This window comes from Kribbella sp. NBC_00482, assembly GCF_036013725.1.
GTDB lineage: Bacteria > Actinomycetota > Actinomycetes > Propionibacteriales > Kribbellaceae > Kribbella.
Map to the genome: position 1 here is coordinate 4,748,273 of NZ_CP107881.1, position 19,318 is coordinate 4,767,590.

Annotated in this window: 18 protein-coding genes and 1 pseudogene; 13 read left to right on the forward strand and 6 right to left on the reverse strand. The window is 66.3% G+C overall.

Annotated elements, in window-relative coordinates:
• The first annotated feature begins 27 nt into the window (after positions 1 to 27).
• The 4 genes and pseudogenes from OHB24_RS23325 to OHB24_RS23340 all read left to right on the forward strand — a co-directional run.
• Entirely contained in the window at positions 28 to 771 is a 744-nt protein-coding gene (locus OHB24_RS23325) for a hypothetical protein (protein ID WP_327632934.1), read from the forward strand.
• 81 nt (positions 772 to 852) lie between these two features.
• Positions 853 to 1,779: a metal ABC transporter solute-binding protein, Zn/Mn family gene (locus OHB24_RS23330; protein ID WP_327632935.1), complete on the forward strand. Its 927-nt coding sequence runs from the start codon at positions 853 to 855 to the stop codon at positions 1,777 to 1,779.
• On the forward strand, positions 1,776 to 2,579 hold the full coding sequence (locus OHB24_RS23335) for a metal ABC transporter ATP-binding protein (RefSeq protein ID WP_327632936.1): 804 nt from the start codon (positions 1,776 to 1,778) through the stop codon (positions 2,577 to 2,579). The genes OHB24_RS23330 and OHB24_RS23335 overlap by 4 nt, the downstream gene beginning before the upstream one ends.
• Positions 2,576 to 3,430 (forward strand): annotated as a pseudogene (locus tag OHB24_RS23340) (metal ABC transporter permease); the annotation flags it as partial. The gene OHB24_RS23335 and the pseudogene OHB24_RS23340, both read left to right, overlap by 4 nt.
• On the opposite strand, the gene OHB24_RS23345 reads toward OHB24_RS23340, so the two are convergent.
• On the reverse strand, positions 3,384 to 4,094 hold the full coding sequence (locus tag OHB24_RS23345) for a DUF4389 domain-containing protein (RefSeq protein ID WP_327632937.1): 711 nt from the start codon (positions 4,092 to 4,094) through the stop codon (positions 3,384 to 3,386). The pseudogene OHB24_RS23340 and the gene OHB24_RS23345 sit on opposite strands and share 47 nt — an antisense overlap.
• A 305-nt stretch (positions 4,095 to 4,399) precedes the next feature.
• On the opposite strand from OHB24_RS23345, the gene OHB24_RS23350 reads away from it, so the two are divergent.
• From OHB24_RS23350 to OHB24_RS23360, 3 genes are read left to right on the forward strand one after another with little or no spacing between them, the layout of a single operon-like run.
• Positions 4,400 to 5,092: a DUF4386 domain-containing protein gene (locus OHB24_RS23350; RefSeq protein WP_327632938.1), complete on the forward strand. Its 693-nt coding sequence runs from the start codon at positions 4,400 to 4,402 to the stop codon at positions 5,090 to 5,092.
• Positions 5,089 to 5,685 (forward strand): hypothetical protein, encoded by a 597-nt coding sequence (locus OHB24_RS23355; RefSeq protein WP_327632939.1) that lies wholly within the window; start codon positions 5,089 to 5,091, stop codon positions 5,683 to 5,685. Before OHB24_RS23350 ends, OHB24_RS23355 begins: the two co-directional genes overlap by 4 nt.
• Complete coding sequence (locus OHB24_RS23360; protein WP_327632940.1) at positions 5,682 to 6,620, forward strand: NAD-dependent epimerase/dehydratase family protein; 939 nt, start codon at positions 5,682 to 5,684, stop codon at positions 6,618 to 6,620. The genes OHB24_RS23355 and OHB24_RS23360 overlap by 4 nt, the downstream gene beginning before the upstream one ends.
• Before the next feature lie 23 nt (positions 6,621 to 6,643).
• On the opposite strand, the gene OHB24_RS23365 is transcribed toward OHB24_RS23360, so the two are convergent.
• Complete coding sequence (locus tag OHB24_RS23365; RefSeq protein WP_327632941.1) at positions 6,644 to 7,276, reverse strand: TetR/AcrR family transcriptional regulator; 633 nt, start codon at positions 7,274 to 7,276, stop codon at positions 6,644 to 6,646.
• Between the two features lie 79 nt (positions 7,277 to 7,355).
• On the opposite strand from OHB24_RS23365, the gene OHB24_RS23370 reads away from it, so the two are divergent.
• On the forward strand, positions 7,356 to 8,180 hold the full coding sequence (locus OHB24_RS23370) for a class I SAM-dependent methyltransferase (RefSeq protein WP_327632942.1): 825 nt from the start codon (positions 7,356 to 7,358) through the stop codon (positions 8,178 to 8,180).
• On the opposite strand, the gene OHB24_RS23375 is transcribed toward OHB24_RS23370, so the two are convergent.
• From OHB24_RS23375 to OHB24_RS23385, 3 genes are read right to left on the reverse strand one after another with little or no spacing between them, the layout of a single operon-like run.
• Entirely contained in the window at positions 8,154 to 10,184 is a 2,031-nt protein-coding gene (locus tag OHB24_RS23375) for a glycoside hydrolase family 36 protein (protein ID WP_327632943.1), read from the reverse strand. The two genes, OHB24_RS23370 and OHB24_RS23375, sit on opposite strands and share 27 nt — an antisense overlap.
• Before the next feature lie 6 nt (positions 10,185 to 10,190).
• Positions 10,191 to 10,940, reverse strand: a complete 750-nt coding sequence (locus tag OHB24_RS23380; protein WP_327632944.1) for a FadR/GntR family transcriptional regulator — start codon at positions 10,938 to 10,940, stop codon at positions 10,191 to 10,193.
• Entirely contained in the window at positions 10,937 to 12,256 is a 1,320-nt protein-coding gene (locus tag OHB24_RS23385) for an L-fuconate dehydratase (protein ID WP_327632945.1), read from the reverse strand. Before OHB24_RS23385 ends, OHB24_RS23380 begins: the two co-directional genes overlap by 4 nt.
• A 135-nt stretch (positions 12,257 to 12,391) precedes the next feature.
• On the opposite strand from OHB24_RS23385, the gene OHB24_RS23390 reads away from it, so the two are divergent.
• Genes OHB24_RS23390 through OHB24_RS23410 form a run of 5 tightly spaced genes read left to right on the forward strand, consistent with a single transcriptional unit; the run spans position 12,392 to position 18,519 of the window.
• Entirely contained in the window at positions 12,392 to 13,381 is a 990-nt protein-coding gene (locus tag OHB24_RS23390; RefSeq protein WP_327632946.1) for an ABC transporter permease, read from the forward strand.
• Positions 13,378 to 14,328, forward strand: a complete 951-nt coding sequence (locus OHB24_RS23395) for a carbohydrate ABC transporter permease (protein WP_327632947.1) — start codon at positions 13,378 to 13,380, stop codon at positions 14,326 to 14,328. The genes OHB24_RS23390 and OHB24_RS23395 overlap by 4 nt, the downstream gene beginning before the upstream one ends.
• 44 nt (positions 14,329 to 14,372) lie before the next feature.
• The gene (locus tag OHB24_RS23400; protein ID WP_327632948.1) at positions 14,373 to 16,067 is read left to right on the forward strand and encodes an extracellular solute-binding protein; all 1,695 of its coding nucleotides are present in this window, start codon (positions 14,373 to 14,375) and stop codon (positions 16,065 to 16,067) included.
• 34 nt (positions 16,068 to 16,101) lie between these two features.
• A complete protein-coding gene (locus OHB24_RS23405; protein ID WP_327632949.1) occupies positions 16,102 to 17,538 on the forward strand; it encodes an alpha-L-fucosidase in 1,437 nt (478 codons plus the stop codon).
• Between the two features lie 6 nt (positions 17,539 to 17,544).
• Positions 17,545 to 18,519: a glycoside hydrolase family 43 protein gene (locus OHB24_RS23410; protein ID WP_327632950.1), complete on the forward strand. Its 975-nt coding sequence runs from the start codon at positions 17,545 to 17,547 to the stop codon at positions 18,517 to 18,519.
• On the opposite strand, the gene OHB24_RS23415 is transcribed toward OHB24_RS23410, so the two are convergent.
• Entirely contained in the window at positions 18,502 to 19,257 is a 756-nt protein-coding gene (locus OHB24_RS23415) for a phosphotransferase (protein ID WP_327632951.1), read from the reverse strand. The genes OHB24_RS23410 and OHB24_RS23415 overlap by 18 nt on opposite strands.
• Positions 19,258 to 19,318: the final 61 nt, after the last annotated feature.

The window sequence follows — 19,318 nt, forward strand, 5'->3', positions numbered from 1 at the left end:
GCGGTGAACACGGGCAGTCTGCTGGGTATGTCGAAGATTTGGGTGTTCTGCGGGGCCGTGGTCGTCACGATCGTCGCCATCGTGCTGGTCGCGATCGCCGACGTACCGCTCCAGGAGATCCTGTCGTTGTTCCTGGGCGTGCTGTGCCTGCTCTGGCTGATTCTGCTGCTGACTGTGCCGTGGAACCTCTATTTCCAGGCGCACGCGCTGATTCACGAGATCCGGACGAGTCGTGACCGCGGCATCGACGTACCGGCCGAGCGGGAGCCGGAGGCGCGACGTATCGCGTCCCGGATGCGCTGGTTCGCGATCGGGTCCCATCTGGTGTCCGCGGCACTCGTTGCCCTGATCACCTATCTGTCCGACGGAGCGATCGGCTACTACCTGGCCGGCCTCTACCTGGTCAGCACGTTCTTCCGGCCGGCCGGCGCCTACTTCAGCTACCTGCGCGACCGGATGACCACCATGCTGCAAGACGTCAAGCACCCGCGCGACGACCTGATCGAAACCCTCCGCCGTCTGAACACCATGAAGGCCGACCTCGAGACGTTGCACGACAAATCAGACGATCAGGACCACCGCCTCACGCGCCTGGACCAGGGGCTGGCCACCGCCGAAGCCAACGCGGCTGCCCGGGACAGAGCCTTGCACGCCAAGGTGGACGCCCACGCCCGCCAGTTCGAACACTCCCTGACCCGCCTCACCGACAACCAGGAAGTCATCGCCGGCCTCAAGGCCTTCCTCCGCCTGGCCCGCTCAGAACTCAGCTAGGGGGCAATGGCTGGTGCTTCGGGTGTGGATGCGATAATGATAACGGTTGTCATTTCACTCCGCTCGAAGGTTGGTCCTGTCATGAGTCGCAGACTGTTCGCTGTCGTCGCCGTCGTCGCTCTGGGGTTGAGCGGCTGTTCGTCGGGCGGTGACGCGGCTGCCGGGTCCGCCTCGTCGTCCGCTGCGTCCGGTGGCGCGAAGATCAAGGTCGTCGCGTCGACGGACGTCTGGGGCAATCTGGCCGCGAGCATCGGCGGCGACAAGGTGGAGGTCACTTCGATCATCACCAGCCCGGACGCCGATCCGCACGAGTACGAGGCGAACACCCGTAACCAGTTGGCGCTGTCCGATGCCGCGGTGGTGCTCGAGAACGGCGGCGGGTACGACGACTTCATGGACCGGATGCTGAAGAGTGCGAAGAACACCAAGGCGACGGTGCTGAACGCGGTGACCATCTCCGGCAAGAAGGCAGCCGGCGGCGAGGAGCTCAACGAGCACGTCTGGTACGACTTCCCGACGGTCGCGAAGGTCATCGACCAGATCCAGCAGGCGTACGCCAAGGCCGCGCCCGGCGACGCGTCGACGTTCCAGCAGAACGCCGCCGCTCTCCAGCAGAAGATCGACGGCCTGACGCAGCAGGAGGCGACGCTCAAGGCGAAGTACGACGGTCAGCCGGTCGCCATCACCGAGCCGGTGCCGCTCTACCTGCTCGACGCGGTCGGCCTGCAGAACAAGACTCCTGACGAGTTCAGCGAGGCCATCGAGGAGGACAGCGACGTACCCGCGAAGGTGCTGGACCAGACCTTGCAGCTCTACAGCAAGCACGAGGTCAAGCTGCTCGCGTACAACGCGCAGACCACCGGTCCGGAGACCGAGAAGGTGCTGAACGCCGCCAAGCAGAACAACATCCCGGTGGTGCCGGTCACCGAGACCCTCCCGAGTGGCAAGGACTACGTCAGCTGGATGTCGGCAAACCTCACCGCGGTCGGCGCCGCGCTCGGACAGTGAGCGTCGTACTGCGCCTGGAGCAGGCAGCGCTCGGCTTCGGGGCCCGCGCGCTCTGGGACGGCCTCGATCTCGAGGTGCACAGTGGCGAGCTGATCGCCGTACTGGGCGCCAACGGGTCGGGCAAGTCGAGCCTGTTGAAGGTCGTCCTCGGCCAGGTCCGCCTGTGGTCCGGCTCCGCGACGTTCCTCGGTACGCCGGTACGTCGGGGGGACCGGCGGATCGGATACGTACCGCAGCAGCGGCTGGCCGAGGACGGCGTACCGCTGCGCGGCCGGGATCTCGTGGCGCTCGGTGTGGACGGGCACCGGTGGGGCCTTCCGCTACCGTCGCGCGGGCGCCGCCAGCGGGTGAACCAGTTGCTGTCGTCGGTCGGAGCCGAGGCGTACGCGTCCACTCCGCTGTCGTCGCTGTCGGGCGGCGAGCAACAACGGCTGCGGATCGCGCAGGCGCTCGCGGCTGATCCACGGCTGCTGTTGTGCGACGAGCCGCTGCTGTCGCTGGATCTGCCGAACCAGCGATTGGTCAGCGATCTGGTCGACGACGCCCGCCGGCGGCTCGATCTCGGCGTGCTGTTCGTCACCCATGACCTCAACCCGATCCTCGACAAGGTCGATCGGGTGCTCTACATCGCGAACCACCGGTTCCGGATCGGTACGCCGGACGAGGTGATGACCACCGACGTACTGAGTGACCTGTTCGACGCGCCGGTCGAGGTCATCCGGCACAACGGGCGGATCCTGGTGGCAGGTGTTCCGGACCACGATCCGTACCACCACGCCGAACAGGCGATGGCCCGATGATCGGTCTGGACAGTCTCGGCACGGTCTGGTCGGAGATCTTCAACTTCTCCGACTACGGACAACTCCTGCCCCTGTTGAAGAACTCGATCATTGCCTGCGTCGTGCTCGGCATCGTCGGCGGGCTGATCGGGATGTTCGTGATGATGCGCGACATGGCGTTCGCCGTGCACGGCGTCAGCGAATTGTCCTTCGCCGGTGCGGCCGCCAGCCTGCTGTTCGGTGCCAGTGTCGTCACCGGGGCGCTGGTCGGATCGCTGACGGCCGCGCTGCTGATCGGCGTACTCGGTGCGCGCGCCCGGGACCGCAACTCGGTGACCGCCGTACTGATGCCGTTCGGCCTCGGACTCGGGATCTTGTGTCTCGGCCTCTACCACGGGCGCGCGGCGAACAAGTTCGGCCTGCTCACCGGGCAGATCGTGGCGATCGACGACCCGCAGATCAAGTCGCTGATCGTCATCTCTGTGGTCGTGGTCGTTGGGTTGGTGGTGATCTGGCGGCCGTTGCTGTTCGCGAGTACGGACGCGGACGTTGCCGCTGCCCGCGGTGTCCCCGTCGGTGTCATGTCGATCGTCTTCATGATCCTGCTAGGTCTCGCGGTCGCGGTCTCGGTGCAGATCGTCGGCGCGCTTCTCGTCCTGTCCCTCCTGGTTACACCCGCGGCCGCGGCACTACGAGTCTCCTCGTCGCCTGTCTGGGTCCCACTGCTCAGCACCGCGTTCGCCGTGACCGCATCAGTCGGCGGCATCCTCCTGGCCGCCGGCAGCTCAGTCCCGATCAGCCCTTACATCACAACCATTTCGTTCGCTATCTACCTGATCTGCCGGCTGAAGGGGGCGGGACGGCGAGGTCGGGATCGCTGCCGCCTTGGTCGAGGCGGAACGGCGGATACACGTCGGTCATCAGGGCCGCGTAGCCCGCGACTCGGAGAGACCAGCGGTTCATTCCCAGGATCACGTCGTACAGGGATCGAGGGTATGCGCCGGTGAACGCCAGGATGACGGCAGCGATGATCACCAGGATTCCGACGATGCCGCCGGTGCCGCCGATGTTCCACTGCCAGTTGTCGGACCGGTTCGCTGCCCACATCCCACCGCCGACGAAGAAGCCGACGATGATGTAGTGCGGGATGGCGAGCAGCCACCACTTCACCAGAACCAGGCCTCGGGACAGGCGCTCGGGGTAGTCGACCGAAAGGTGCGCGGGATAGTCCTCGACCTCGGCCAGCGTGAACGGCGGGTACTGGTCGGTGCCGAGCGCTCCGTACGCGTAGTAGGTCACCCGCCACGACCACCGCATGACGCCGACGTTGTAGTTGAAGATGGCGCGCGGATAGCGACCGGTGAACAGGATCGCGAAGAACGCCACGACCGAGCTGACCATGAAGCCGACCCACAGGAACAGCAGTACGACGTAGTGCGGGATCACCAGGATCCACTTGACCAGCCAGAGCCACCTGGACGATCGCGGATCCGCAGCGGCGTTCACATGCACCGGGTACGCCACAGAAGTTGTCATCAGAACCATCTCCGCCGTGATCTGCGGGCAGCACAAGACCCCGGCGTCCATGTCCGTCGACGACGGACACGCCCGACACCCCCACCCACCTACGCCCCGTGCTGCTCACCATCCTCGGGAGAACCACCCCTGTCAACGTTGCAACCGGTCGTCCGGGACGTGGACAGAGTTGATGGTGAGGCCCATGCTGAGGGCAGCGGTGCTTGGGGGCTTTTCGCATGGGCGCAATCAGCAGGCAGGAACACAGCAGCGAGACAACGGAGCGAACTGTCTCGATGGGGCTTTCGCGGCGCCGAACCGCTGTGGTGACAGGGAGTTTGTTCATCGCCTCCACCGTCGCGTTCATGATCGCGGCGACGGTCTTGTCGATGACGTTCGACTGGCCGGACATTCTGCGTGAGCCGGCGGATGTGGTGCTGCCTGAGTTCGCGGCAGGTGGGGCGAGTCTGGTGTGGACGTGGTTCGCGGTCGCCTGGACGTATGCCGTACTCGCAGTGCCGATCTTGTTGCTGCCGACCGCATTGGCACGTCGTGGAGACGCCGCGCTGCGGGTGGCCACCTTCTTGGGAGCTGCCTCGGTCTTGTTGGCACTGATCGGGTTCCTGCGCTGGGTCTTCGTCGTTCCGGCCTTGGCCGATTCGTACCTGAACGGTGACGAAGGCACTCGCTCGGCGGTGGCTGCGGCGTGGACGGCTCAGCACCAGTACGGCGGGGCGCTGCTGGGCGAGCACCTAGGGCAGCTCCTGGCCATCGGCTGGTCGGCCACGGTCAGCGTGATCATCCTGCGCTCCCACGTGATGCCTGCCTGGGCCGGCTGGCTTGGTCTGGTCGCGAGCGCCCTGTACTTCGTGAACCAAGGCGACATCCTCGCCACGGCCGTGCCCGGATTCCCCGTGTGGGACCTGGGCGGCCTCCTCGGAAGTTCCCTGTGGGGAGTGTGGCTGATCGTCCTCGGCGTCCTGCTGCTCCTTCGAGTGAAAGGCAGTCGAGCACGATGAACGAAACCGCAACTTCACAACCGGTCTTCCTACGCACCTGGCTGCTCTGGATCGCAGGCTTCGTCGCCTTCCCCATCGCAGGTATCGCCGGCGACCTGGCAGCAGGCCGCGTCAACGATGCCCTTGCGGCGTTGCTCGGTGGCGTGGTCACCGGCGCAGTACTAGGCACTGGACAGGTACTCGTCAGCCGCCGACGGCTCGACCCGCGCCGGTGGATACCGGCCACCGCGATCGGCATGGGCCTGGGGCTCTTCCTCGGCGCGGTCGTGGTCGACTACGGCACGTCCCTCGGCGACCTTGCTCTCATGGGCTTCCTCACCGGCATCGTCCTGGGCGCGGCGCAGACACTCGCGCTACCCGCCCAAACCCACCGCCGGTGGGCGTGGGCCGCCGCCCTGCCATTCCTGTGGGCGCTGGGCTGGACTGTCACCACTCTCGGCGGCATCAGCGTCGAAGACCAGTTCACGATCTACGGCGCCTACGGAGCCGTCACCTTCTCCGCCCTGTCCGGCCTGCTGCTCCACTACCTACTGCCATACCGCGCCGAGGCCGGCCCGGCACCCACCCAAGAGCGGCTCGAGACCAAGGCATGAGCACGCCGCGACACGTCATCTTCGGCACCGGCGCGATCGGCCTCGCACTGCTCGACGCGCTACAGCAACGCGGCGAGACAGCCCGGCTCGTGAACCGATCCGGCCACGCACGCGTACCCGACGAGATCGAAGTCGTCGGCGGTGACGCCCGCGACCCCGGCTTCACCACTTCTGTCGCCAAGGGTGCCCGTGTCGTCTACCAGACGCTCAACCCGCCGTACCCCGAGTGGACCGCGCAATTCCCTGCCCTGCAGGCCGGTGTGCTCGCCGCAGCGCAAGCCGCGGGCGCGCGGCTGGTCAGCATGGAGAACGTCTACATGTACGGGCGTCCCGCCGGTCGCCCGCTCACCGAGGACCGCGCGTACGACGCACACACCAAGAAAGGCCAACTCCGGGGACGCATGGCACGCGAACTCCTCGCCGCCCACACCGCCGGCCGCGTCGAGGTCGCGATCGGCCGCGCATCCGACTACTTCGGACCCCGCGGCGGAGCGCAATCCAATCTCGGCGACCGCGTCTTCCCCGCCGCCCTGGCAGGCAAGACCGCCACGGTCCTCGGCGACCCGGACCAGCCACACACGTACACCTACATCCCCGACATCGGCGAAGCGCTCGCCGTACTCGGCGAACACCCCGACGCCCCCGGTCAGGCGTGGCACGTCCCGAACGACCCTGACACTCGCAGCACCAAGCAGTTGGTCGACCTCGTCTACCAGTACGCCGGTCAACCCCGCACGAAGCTGCGCGCCATGCCTCCGCTAGTGCTCCGTGCTCTCGGCCTGTTCAATCCAACGATCCGGGAACTCACCGAAATGCAGTACCAGTTCGAGGAACCCTTCATCGTCGACAGCACCAAGATCACCAACAAACTCGACGCCCATGCCACCCCGATCACCCAAGCCTTGACCGAAACCCTCACCACCTACCGCACCTGACGGCGGCGAGCGCACCGTCAGGGCTACGTGAGGCTGTTGGCGATGAAGGTCAGGGTGAGGGACTCGATTCGGCGGAGTTCGGCGTCCGGGGCGTCGCGGAGCGGGCCTTGGCCGGTGAGTTCGGCTGTTCCGTGGACGATGGACCAGATGGGGTACTCGATGCCTTCGCGTCGTTGGGGATCGAGGACGCCGGCTTCCACGAGTTCGTCCAATGCGGCGCGCAGGAGTCCTAACGGGGTGCCGCGGTCTGCGTACGAGTGCTGCCGCGGCACCGCGAAGGCGGTCGCGAACAGACCGGGCTCTTCATGAGCGAACTTCAGGTAGGCGGACCCGATCGCGCCCAGCCGGCGTCGCGCCGCGTCCGGATTGCCGCGTTTGCCGCGGATCCGAGCGAGGTCCGCCGTCATTCGGTCGGCCAGTTCGTTCATCGCGGCGGTGCAGACCTCGGCGAGTAACTGGTCGCGGTCGGCGAAGTGCCGGTAGGCGGCGTTGGGTACGACGCCGACGATCCGGGTGGCCTCCCGAAGCACTACCGCGTCGGGCCCACCGCTGCGTGCCAGTTCGACTCCGGCCGCGATCAGGCCGGCGCGTACGTCGCCGCGCGGCCGCCGTCGCGATCGTGGTGTCTGCTCTGGTGCCACTTCGCCCGTGTCCACGAGGGCAGGATAACAATGTGGACACTGTCCACTAGGCCGAGCTAATGTGGACAGTGTCCACTAAGTGTGAGGAGAAGGTATGAGCGAGAGCACGCTGTCCTCCCAGTACGTGACCGGGACGTCCCGGGCCGATATCGAGCGGGCGTTGGTTGCCGCGGGCAAAGAGGTGCACGCGCTGCAGGTTGCCGACCTCGCGATGCTGGAGGATTACCACACCGGCGGCCGGATAGCGACGATGCAGCTTGCCGATCTGGTCGACCTCACGCCCGCGAGCTCAGTGCTGGATGCCGGTACGGGCATCGGAGGAACGGCACGTTATCTCGCAGACCGGTTCGGATGCGCCGTGGCAGCTGTAGACCTGTCCGACGAGTACTGCGAGACCGCTCGCTGGCTCAATCGCCTGGTGGGCCTCGACGATCGGATCACGGTGCGGCAGGGCGACGTGACTGCGCTGCCTTTCGACGACGCGTCGTTCGACGTCGTGTTCAGCCAGCATGTCCAGATGAACGTGGCAAACAAGGACGAGCTCTACCGGGAGGCAAGGCGTGTCCTGAAGGTCGGTGGCGACCTCGCGCTGTGGGACATCACGGCCGGCGATGGACGCAAGCCCGACTATCCACTGCCGTGGGCCGACGTACCCGACCACACTCATCTCAGTACGCCGGCGGTCCTGCGTGCCGGCATCGAGGCAGCCGGATTCACCATCGACCACTGGGTGGATCCGACCGCGGAGGTCGCGACGATGATGCAAGCGATCCAAGCGCTACCGCCCAACCCGCTCGGTCTCCATGCGTTCGTCCCCGACTTCCACAAGCGCCTCCGGAACCTCACCACCGCCCTGTCCGACGGCCGCCTCCAAGCCATCCGAGCAACAGCATCACTGCCTGGTGGGGGTCAGGCGTAGGACGCGGGCGGAGGGTTCGGGGGATTGGGTGGTGACGGTGAGGGCGTCGCCGGTCCAGGCGTAGGTCCAGTCGGTGTCGTCGGCGGGGAAGTGTGGGGCGATCGTCGCTCGAGGGAGGGGGAGGCTGATGGTGGCGGGGCCGGGGGCGCGGTGCCACAGGGTCAGGTAGGTGGCGTCCGGGCCGTTGAGACTGAGAGCGATCCAGTCGTCGGTCCATCCGGGCAGACCGAGGGGCCAGGTGGGGACGAGCGAGTCGAGGTCCTTGAGGATGTCCCGGTGCGCGGCGAGTGCCGAGCGAACCAGGTCGAGTTCGGCCGGTGTCATGCGGTTGAGATGACCGGACAGGTACAGGCGACCGGGGATGCCGTTGACGAGAGCGAAGATGAACTGTTCGCGGGTGGTCCCGGTGATCGGGTACGCCCAGTGGCCGGCTTGTTCAGGCAGTACGGCGGCCGGCGCTGCCGCGGTGATCGGTGCGTAGAGCAACGGGTCTTCCTGGTCGGAGGTCGACTGCAGGTGGAGCCGGGACAGCATGGCGTAGTCCATCCGCATCGCGCCGGAACCGCAGTTCTCGATCAGCAGGTCCGGGTGGCGGGTCTGGAGACCGTCGAGCCAGTCGAGGATCGCGCGGTTGTGTTCCAGCAGACCGTGGCCCAGCGACGTACCGCCCTTGTCGGTGCCGGGACCGGTGACGGTGTTGTTGTCGAACTTGAAGAAGCCGACACCGAACTCCTCGATCAGCCGATCGACGGTGTCGTCGAGATGTTGGCGGGCGGCGGCGCTGCGGAGGTCGAGCAGGTAGCGACCGCCTTCGGCGACCCGGATGCCGCGGCGGGTGAGAAACGCGTCGTCGGGCAGTTCGGCGGCGATCGGCGAACGCATGCCGATGACCTCGGGTTCGAGCCACAGCCCAGGCACCATGCCGCGGTCGTGGATCCGCTGGATCACTTCGGCGAGCCCGTTCGGGAAGCGGGTGGTCGAGGGTTGCCAGGCGCCGACGGTGTCCCACCAGTTGCCCTCGGCGTACCAGCCGGCGTCGATGCAGAAGTAGTCCGCGCCGGCCTCGGCGGCCGCGTCGATCAGCGGCAGGAGCTTTTCCGTGGTCGGATCGCCGAGCAGGGTGTTCATGTAGTCGTTGAAGACCACCGGCATCCGGTAGTCGATCGGCCGCCGCTGACGGATCGCGCGGCGTTGACGCGTGAGCGCGGCGAAGACGCTGTCGCGGTCGGTTCCGGCGACCAGTGATACCGGCACGGACGTGAACGGCTTGTCCTCGGTGAGCTCAACGGTCCACTGGTGTTCCAGGTCGGTCGGGCCGCTCAGCAGGAGATAGCCACCGCGTCGGCTCTCGCCCAGTTCGTAGTGCCATGGTCCGTTGTGCTCGATCTGCCAGCCGAGCGCGTACGGCGTACCTCGATCGACCAGCACGCCGATGGGGAGCCGTTCACCGCAGGACCACGAGTTGGTGCTGGTCACCGCATGCCGCGTGTTGGCGACGTGCTGATGCCCCTCGCTGACGATGTCCGCGAGTTCCCCGGCGCGCAGTTGCTGGACCGACCACCTGCTTTCGGCCATCCAGCTGTTGGCCGCGGAGTACAGCTCGGCGTCGACGGACTCGAGACCGACGACCAGAGAGGACAGGAAGGTCAGCTCGAGCGTCCCGGGCCCGGTCATCGATGCTTCCGACCAGGTGCGGACTCCGGCCCGCGCTTCGAACACGCTGGTGACGAGCAGCCCTGTCTCGGGGTCCTCCTGCTGGATCCGCAGCGTGGTCTCGCTGTCCTCGTGGCGGACATAGCGCAGTCGCTGACCGAGCACGGTGTTCGCGTGCCGGTTCTTGCTGTGCCCGTACCCGATCGCCGAGATCTCGACCAACGGCTGGCTCGGATCCGGCAGGGGGCCGTCGGGCCGGGTGGTTTCGCGTACGGCGACCAGCCGCACCGGCCCGTCGTCGAGGGCGAAGGTCAGGGCGAGGTCAGGGGTACTCCAGTCCAGCAGGCTCACGCGCTCTCATTCCGTGCTCGGGTTCACGACACTTCGTTCGAGGAGGTAGTCCTCGACCGTGAACAGATGGGCGGACATCCGGGTGCGTGCCCGGTCGGGATCGTGGGCGGTCAGTGCGGCGAGGATCGAGAGGTGTTCGCGGTGAGCGGTCTCGTCGGCGCCGGGCTGCGTGATGGACCGGCGCAGCCGATCGCGCATCGTGCGTCCGCCGAGGGCATCGATCAGCGCGGTCAGTACCGGGTTGCCGGCCGCCTCCGCGATGATGCGATGGAACGCGATGTCGTTCTCGATGACCGTCTCGTGGTTCGGTTCGTCGAGCGACAGTTCAGCCTCGTTGTGCCGGAGCAGTTCGGCGGCGGCCTCGAGCTCCGCGACACCTACGCGCTGCGCAGCCCACGCGGCGGCCTCCGTCTCGAGGACCCGGCGTACCGAGTGCAGGTGGGTTGTTCCGGTGCCGTGGTGCAGGTCGACCACGAAGCCCATCGGCGCCAGCAGCATCGAAGGGTCCAGCTTGGTGACGTAGGTGCCGTCTCCCTGGCGCGTCTCGAGAACTCCCATCATCGAGAGCGCGCGGACCCCCTCGCGCAGAGGATTCCTCGATACGCCGAGGGCTGTCGCGAGGTTCTTCTCGACGGGAAGCCGGTCACCCGGCCGCAGGCGGCCGTCGATGATCATCTGCCGGATTCCCTGGACCACGACGTCGGTCTGTGAGACGCCCGGAGTACGAGGCTGCTCGGCGAGCTTGCCCGAGGTCATGGGACCAGTTCCTCGTTCGCTCGTGACGCCCAGTAGGCGCCGTCCGGGAACCGGTAGGTCTGAACTGACTCGGTGTACATCTCGGCACTGTAACCGGGCGCGACCGGAAGCACGTACGAACCGTTCCGTACGACGCAAGGCTCGACGAAGTGCTCGTGCAGGTGGTCGACGTACTCCGTGACCCGGCCGTCGAGGTTGCCCGAGACGGCGACGTAGTCGAAGATCGCGAGGTGCTGGACGAGTTCGCACAGGCCGACGCCACCCGCGTGCGGGCACACCGGTACGTCGAAGCAGGCGGCGAGCAGGTAGACAGCGAGTACTTCGTTCACGCTGCCGAGGCGGGCGGCGTCGAGTTGGCAGTAGTCGATGGCGCCGGCCTGGAACATCTGCTTGAACAGCACCCGGTTCATTCCGTGCTCGCCGGTGGCGACGCCGATCGGGGCGACGGCCTTGCGGATCGCCGCGTGGCCGAGGATGTCGTCCGGACTGGTCGGTTCCTCGATCCACAACGGGGCGAACCGGGCGAGCGCCTTGACCCATTCGATCGCCTCGGGCACGTCCCACACCTGGTTGGCGTCGATCATCAGGTGGCCGTCCGGTCCGAGGACCTCGCGGGCGATCCCGCAACGCCGGATGTCGTCGGCCAGATCGGCGCCGACCTTGAGCTTCACGTGTTTGTAGCCCGAGGCAACGGCCTCCTCGCAGAGCCTGCGCAGCTTGGCATCGGAGTACCCGAGCCAGCCGGCCGAGGTCGTGTAGCACGGGTATCCGGTCGACTCGATTTCCTCGATCCGTTGCTTCCGGCCCGTTTCCTGCCGGGCCAGCAGGGCGACGGCCTGGTCGGGCGTCAGAACGTCGGACAGGTACCGCAGATCCGCGGCAGCGACCAGTTGCTCGGGTGACATCTCGGACAGCAGTCGCCACAGCGGTACGCCGGACCGGCGGGCGGCGAGGTCCCAGACCGCGTTCATCACCGCGGCCAGCGCGAGGTGGACGACGCCCTTGTCCGGGCCCAGCCATCGCAGCTGGCTGTCCGACTGGAGTTCTCGGTAGATCCCGCCGAGGTCCTCGCAGAGCTCGTCGACGTCACGCCCCGCCAGCGACGCGGCGCGTTGGGTCGCCGCGGCGACGCACAGGTCGTTGCCGCGCCCGATCGTGAAGGTGAAGCCGTACCCGGACAGGGCCGGATCGTCGGTGTGCAGGACGACGTACGCCGCTGAGTAGTCGCCGTCCTTGTTCATCGCGTCCGACCCGTCCTGGGTCAGTGATGTCGGGAAGCGGACATCGACAACCTCCACCGAGGTGATGCGCGGCATGGCGGCCCTCACTGTCACGTATAGATGGGATCTTTCTTCCACCAGGATGGCGTTCAGTATGGACCATCGCGCCGCACAGCGCTACGATCCCGGCAATTCATAGGATCAATAGCCTGAATTAGCGACGGAGGACTGATGGCAACACTGACCAGCGTCCGGCCGCCGGCCGGTGAGGCCCCACGCCGGCCGAGGAAACGACGCCGGGAGCGCCCGGGCATCGTGGGGTTCCGTCGCAGCCTCCGCCGGCACTGGACGCTGTACCTGCTGATGGTCGTGCCGCTGGTCTGGTTCGTCGTCTTCAAGTACATCCCGATGTCGAACGCGGTCCTGGCGTTCAAGAGTTTCAACGTCACCAAGGGCATCTGGGGAAGCCAGTGGGTGGGGTGGCAGAACTTCGAACTGTTCTTCCACAACCCGGTGTTCTGGAACCTGGTGAAGAACACCTTCCTGCTCTCGGTCTACACCGTCGCGGCCAGTTTCCCGATCGCGATCATCCTCGCCCTGGCGCTGAACGAGATCCGCAACGGCTTGTTCAAGCGGACCGTTCAGCTGGTGACGTACGCGCCGTACTTCATCTCCACCGTCGTGGTCGTGTCGATGACGATCCTGGTGCTGTCGCCGCGGCTGGGCATCGTCAACGAAGGGCTCGGGTTCTTCGGCGTACCCGCGATCGACTTCCTCGGGAACCCGGACTACTTCCGGCATATCTACGTCTGGTCCGATGTCTGGCAGACCACCGGGTACTCCGCGGTGATCTATCTGGCCGCGCTGTCCGGGATCGACCCGGCGTTGCACGAGTCGGCGCGGATCGACGGCGCCACCCGGTTGCAGCGGATCCGGCACGTCGACCTGCCCGGCATCATGCCGACCGCGGTGATCATCCTCGTGCTTGCCGTCGGCAACATCATGGCGATCGGGTTCGAGAAGGCGTTCCTGCTGCAGAACCCGCTGAACCTGAGCGAGTCCGAGATCATCGCGACGTACGTGTACAAGACGGGTCTGCTGAACGCGGACTTCAGCGGTGCCACAGCGGTCGGGTTGTTCAACTCGGTGATCAACCTGGTGTTGCTGCTGATGGTCAACGCGGTGGCCAAGCGGATCACCGGAAACGGATTGTGGTCATGAGCGTCCAGACCGAAGTACGCACCGTGCCGAGCAAGCGGTCCGAGCGCCGGGCGGCGCGGGCCCGCCGGATCCGCGAGCCGCGCAGCGACCGGATGTTCCTGATCTGCGTGTACCTGCTGCTGTCCGTCTTCTTCCTGGTCGTGCTCCTGCCTCTGCTCTACATCGTGGCCAGCTCGTTCAGCAGCCCCGCGGCGGTGTCGTCGGGACGAGTGCTGTTCTGGCCGGTGGAGTTCTCACTGCGCGGGTACCACGCGGTGTTCGAGAATCCGCAGATCGTCCAGGGGTACGTGAACTCGTTGTTCTACACGGTGGTCGGCACGATCGTCAGCGTCACGATGACCGTCGCGATCGCGTACCCGCTCTCGCGCCGTACCCTCGTCGGGCGCAACGTCGTGATGACGCTGATCCTGTTCACGATGCTCTTCACCGGCGGGCTGATTCCGACGTACCTGGTGGTGCAGTCGGCCGGACTGCTGGACACGCGGTGGGCGCTGATCATCCCGCAGGCGATCGGTGTCTGGCAGGTGATCATCGCCAGGACCTATTTCCGTACGGCGATACCGGACGAGCTGGTCGAGGCCGCGCAGCTGGACGGTTGCGGCGACCTGCGGTTCCTGTGGTCGGTGGTGATCCCGTTGGCCAAGCCAATGATCGCGGTGGTAGCGCTGATGTACGCGATCATGCAGTGGAACTCGTACTTCGACGCCCTGATCTATCTGAAGAACCCGGATCTGTTCCCGCTGCAACTCGTGCTGCGCAACATCCTGATCCTGAACACGACCGGCGGTGGGGCGGTCGAGGCCTCCGTCGTGATCCAGCGCCAGGAACTCGCCGATCTGCTCAAGTACTCGCTGATCGTGGTCGCCAGCGTGCCGGTGCTGCTCATCTACCCGTTCGTCGCGCGCTACTTCACCAAGGGAATCCTGATCGGCGCCGTCAAGGGCTGATCCCGGCACCACCTCCGTATCACCTCAACCCCTGTGAGGGATGTATGTCTGTAAAACTCAGCAGTACGCGGAGGCGTGCCGCGGTCGTCGGCACCAGCCTCCTGGCACTCGCCCTCGTGGCCTGCTCCGGCAGCGGATCGGACGACGACCCGGCGAACAAGCCGTTGCCGACGATCACCGGGAATCCCGCGACCACGCTGACCGTCTTCGCCCCGCAGGCGGCCGACTGGAACCTGGCCACGAACGACTTCACCAAGCTGGTGAAGGACAAGTTCAACCTGACCATCAAGTGGCAGACCACGACGTTCGACGGCGGGCCGGCCAAGGAGAAGCGGCAGATCTCGCTCGCCAGCGGTGACTATCCCGCGCTGTACCTGCTGATCCCGTGGGTCGACCAGTTCAGCACGGTCGAGCTGCTCAAGCTCGGCAGCCAGGGTGTCGTCCTGCCGCTGAACCAATTGATCGACCAGTACGCGCCGAACATCAAGAAGGCCCTGGACGCCACCCCGGAGTGGAAGGCGATGGCAACGGCGCCGGACGGCAAGATCTACGGTATGCCGCAATGGGTGGACTGCTTCCACTGCTCGTACCAGGACAAGCTCTGGATGAACTCGGCGTGGCTGAAGAAGCTCGGGCTGCAGCAGCCGAAGACGACCGAGGACATGCGCAAGGTGCTGGAGGCGTTCAAGACCCAGGACCCCAACGGGAACGGCAAGGCCGACGAGATCCCGCTCAGCTCGTCTGCCGGCAACTCCCTCATCCCGTACTTCATGAACGCCTTCATCTACGACCCGCAAGCCGGCGACTCCAACAACAACGCCTCGACGCTGGTGCTGAAGGACGGCAAGGTCGACCTCCAGGCGAACAAGGACGGCTGGCGCGAAGGGCTGCGGTACATCAACTCGCTCTACAAGGAGGGCCTGATCGACAAGGGCGCGTTCACCCAGAACGGGGATGCGCTCTCGCAGCAGGGCAACCACGGCGGCTCGGTCATCCTCGGTTCCGCGACCGTGCTGCACTCGGGTCAGTTCGTCAACATCGGATCGGCAGACGGCCGGGACCAGCAGTACGACGCCGTACCGCCACTGACCGGGCCTCAGGGCGCGAACTACACGGGCTACAACTTCCCGAGCGTGCCGGGCGGCACCTTCGTGCTGACGAACAAGGCGACGCCTGAGCAGCAGATCGCGGCGATCAAGCTGCTGGACTACATCTTCACCGACGCGGGCCAGATCAACGGCCAGTTCGGGCTGGAGGGCAAGGGCTGGACCAAACCGGGCCCCGGCGACGTCGCGCTCGACAAGTCGCTGAAGCCGGTGTTCAAGCAGATCCCGCAGAAGCCCGGCACGCCACCCCGGAACACAGCCTGGCAGGCGCTCGCGCAGTACAACAACACCGCCTACTTCCGGAACTCCGAGGCCATCGGCATCGACACCCACTCCCAGTCAGGCTACGAGCGCAAGCTGTTCGAGGCGACCAAGCTGTATGCCGGTCACGAGGACAAGGCCCAGATCTACCCGTTCTGGAAGGTGTGGATCGATCCGGCCCAGGCCACCGAGGTCGCGACGCTGCAGACCAACATCGACAACTACCTGCAGCAGAACGCCCTGCAGTTCATCACCGGGTCCAAGAACCTCGACTCGGACTGGGACAGCTACGTCAAGGGTCTCGACGGCCTCGGCCTGAAGCGGTACCTGGAGATCCAGCAAACGGCGTACGACAAGGTCCCCAACAAGTAGTCCGGCCCACCAACCTGTGATCAAGGAGCGCCCAGTGCCGTTCGATGCCACCTTCGAATCTCTTGCCACGTTCGACTGCCCCGACTGGTTCCGCGACGCGAAGCTCGGCATCTGGGCGCACTGGGGAGCACAGTCGGTGCCCCGGTACGGCGATTGGTACGCGCGCAACATGTACCGGGAAGGCACCGATCAGTACCGCTATCACCTGCGGACCTACGGGCACCCGTCGCAGTTCGGCTACAAGGACGTCGTACAGCTGTGGAAGGCGGAGCGGTTCGATCCGGACGAGCTGATGGATCGTTTCGCGGCGGCCGGTGCCCGGTACTTCGTGGCGCAGGCCGTGCACCACGACAACTTCTTCAACTACGAGTCGACCGTCCATCCGTGGAACTCGGTGAAGTTCGGGCCGGGCAAGGACATCGTGGGTCTGTGGAAGACCGCCGCGGACCGGCACGAGCTGCCGTTCGGGATCACCGAGCACCTCGGGGCCACGCTCGGGTGGCTGGCGGTCAACAAGGGCGCCGACAAGCGGGGGCCGTTCGCCGGCGTACCGTACGACGGGTCCGATCCGGCGTACCGGGACCTGTACCTCGACAACAGCCGGTACCTGCCGGAGGTCGACGTCGACGTACAGGATCCCTGGTACTCCGAGGATCCGGCGTGGCACCGGCACTGGCTCGAAGCGGTGACGGAGATGATCGACCGCTATCAGCCCGACCTGTTGTACTCCGACGGCCCGTTGCCGTTCGGCGAGGTCGACTACACACCGGGTCTCCAGGCGGTGTCCCACCTCTACAACACCAGCGCGCGGATCCACGGAACGAACCGCGCGGTGTACCAGCAGAAGGACCGCCGGCCCGAGGTGAGCGTCGTCGGCGTGATGGACATCGAGCGGAGCCAGACGCCCGGTATCCACCCCGCGCCGTGGCAGACGGACACGTCGGTCGGTGACTGGTTCTACAACGTCCGGGATGTGTACAAGACCGCCGAGCACGTGGTCGAGATGCTGGTCGACATCGTGTCGAAGAACGGGAACCTGTTGCTCAACGTCCCGCAATTGCCGGACGGCACGATCGACCTCGAGTGCTCGCAACTGCTGGAGGACCTCGGCGCCTGGATGCGGGTGTGCGGTGAAGGCATCTACGGCACGAGACCGTTCCGGGTGTTCGGCGAGGGACCCTCGACTGTGGTGATCAAGGGTTTCACCGAGGACCGGGTGAGCTGGACGAGTTCGGACTTCCGGTTCACCCGCCGGGACAACACGGTCTACGCATTCCAGCTGGCCTGGCCCGACGACGGACGCGCTGTGATCCGCAGCCTCGCAGACCACGAGTCGGTGACCGGCGTCCGGCTACTCGGCCACGGCCCAATCCCCTTCGAACAGGCAGAGGGAATCCTGGTAGCCAAGCTCCCCGACGCCGCTCCGCTCAAGGCCGCAAACTGCCTCGCCCTCGACGTCCGCACCAGCTGACCTCCCATGACCTCCACCGAGTACAACGGTTACCTTTACGTGCACTTCAAGCGCGAATCAGCCGATGGCGAGCAGATCTACTTCGCTTTGAGCGATGGCAATGATCCGCTGCAGTTCCGGGATCTCAACGGCGGAGAGCCGGTGCTGTACTCGACCTTGGGCGAACGCGGTGTCCGGGACCCGCACATCGTCCGTTCGCCGGACGGCGATCGGTTCTCTCTGGTCGCGACCGATCTGCGCCTGTACGCCGGCCTCGATTGGGACCGGCACCAGCGCCGAGGCAGCCGGTCGATCATGATCTGGGAATCGAGCGATCTGGTGGACTGGGGAGAGGGGCGACTCGTCGAGATCGCACCGCCCGAGGCCGGCAACGCCTGGGCACCGGAAGCGATCTGGGACCCCGAGCAGGACGCCTATCTCGTCCACTGGTCCTCGACGCTCTACGACAACCCCGAACACGAGGGCGAGAGCTACAACCGGATCATGTCCGCGACCACCCGAGACTTCCGCGAGTTCTCCGAGCCGCACGTGTGGATCGACCGAGGATGGCAGACGATCGACGCCACAGTGATCGACCACGAGGGCGTCTACTACCGCTTCCTGAAGGACGAACGCAGCCGCAGTGGAGGCGCGCCGCTCGGCAAGTCGGTGTTCTGCGAGACCTCGACTTCCCTCACGGCCGCCGCGTGGAAGCCGGTGGCCGAAGGCATCGGTCTGGGGACGATCGGTCAGGGTGAGGGGCCGCTGGTGTACAGGTCGAACACCGAGGAGAAGTGGTATCTCTGGATCGACGAATTCACCGCGGAGCGCCGGTACGTCCCCTTCGAGACGACCGACCTCGCCGGCGGCGAGTGGATCCCCTCCACTGACTACCGCCTGCCCGAAGACCCCTGTCACGGCGTCGTCCTGCCAGTGACCGCCGAGGAGCACGAGCGCCTCAGCACCGCTTGGCCGGAGGCGAGGTCAGCGGAGGGCCGCTAGTTGGTTGAGGGCCACTGTCAGATCATGGTCGCGGCCGGCGGTCAGCATCCGCTGGTAGGTGGGGTCGCTGGCGGCGGCTTGGGCCATCAGGGTCAGCTGCAGGGTCAGGCGCTCGGCGATGAGGTCGAGGATGTCGCGCGTGGTGCCTTGCCAGCGGTATTCGCGGAGGAAGAGGGAGAGTCGGGGCAGGCGCGAGTCGAGGTCGGTGAAGCCCTCGGCGGCCACGACGTGCGGGGCGTGCAGCGGCGTCCAGGAGAAGGCGACCCAGGCGACGTCCAGCTCGACGCGTACCGGCCCGGCCATGTCCCAGTCGACGAATCCGACCAGGCCGTCGGCGTTCCATACCGCGTTGTACGGCGCTGCGTCGTTGTGCGCGACGATCATGCCCGGCTGCCACGCTTCTCCTTCGCGCCAGCACGCATCTTGCGGCGGAACGAAGTCGGCAACGGCCGCGTGATAGCGCCGCAGCCAGCGCGCAACGTCGGTCAAGGCCGATGAGCTGTGCGGCCACGACGGCCAGGGCCGCGCGTTCCCGACGGTCTGCCCGGGCAGGAAGCTGACCATCTCCCGCCCGTCGGCGTCGACACCCAACGGCTGTGGTGCCCCCGAAAACCCAGCAGCCTCCAGATGGGCCAGTAGGGCATGGACCGACGACGTCCAGGCTCCCGCGGTACGCCGCACAACGCCACCGACCAACGAGGCCCCGCCGTCGAACCCACCCTCCAGCCGCCCATCCACACCGACATCCTGCCTGTAGTGCGTAGGCACCAGAACCGGTGGGTCCCTGGTGCGGGTGCAA

Excerpts from the sequence above, each read along its gene's own strand:
- OHB24_RS23325 (WP_327632934.1), top strand. The coding sequence starts at position 28 with ATGTCGAAGATTTGGGTGTTCTGCGGGGCCGTGGTCGTCACGATCGTC.
- OHB24_RS23330 (WP_327632935.1), top strand. The coding sequence starts at position 853 with ATGAGTCGCAGACTGTTCGCTGTCGTCGCCGTCGTCGCTCTGGGGTTG.
- OHB24_RS23345 (WP_327632937.1), bottom strand. The coding sequence starts at position 4,094 with ATGACAACTTCTGTGGCGTACCCGGTGCATGTGAACGCCGCTGCGGAT.
- OHB24_RS23355 (WP_327632939.1), top strand. The coding sequence starts at position 5,089 with ATGAACGAAACCGCAACTTCACAACCGGTCTTCCTACGCACCTGGCTG.
- OHB24_RS23360 (WP_327632940.1), top strand. The coding sequence starts at position 5,682 with ATGAGCACGCCGCGACACGTCATCTTCGGCACCGGCGCGATCGGCCTC.
- OHB24_RS23370 (WP_327632942.1), top strand. The coding sequence starts at position 7,356 with ATGAGCGAGAGCACGCTGTCCTCCCAGTACGTGACCGGGACGTCCCGG.
- OHB24_RS23380 (WP_327632944.1), bottom strand. The coding sequence starts at position 10,940 with ATGACCTCGGGCAAGCTCGCCGAGCAGCCTCGTACTCCGGGCGTCTCA.
- OHB24_RS23385 (WP_327632945.1), bottom strand. The coding sequence starts at position 12,256 with ATGCCGCGCATCACCTCGGTGGAGGTTGTCGATGTCCGCTTCCCGACA.
- OHB24_RS23390 (WP_327632946.1), top strand. The coding sequence starts at position 12,392 with ATGGCAACACTGACCAGCGTCCGGCCGCCGGCCGGTGAGGCCCCACGC.
- OHB24_RS23395 (WP_327632947.1), top strand. The coding sequence starts at position 13,378 with ATGAGCGTCCAGACCGAAGTACGCACCGTGCCGAGCAAGCGGTCCGAG.
- OHB24_RS23400 (WP_327632948.1), top strand. The coding sequence starts at position 14,373 with ATGTCTGTAAAACTCAGCAGTACGCGGAGGCGTGCCGCGGTCGTCGGC.
- OHB24_RS23410 (WP_327632950.1), top strand. The coding sequence starts at position 17,545 with ATGACCTCCACCGAGTACAACGGTTACCTTTACGTGCACTTCAAGCGC.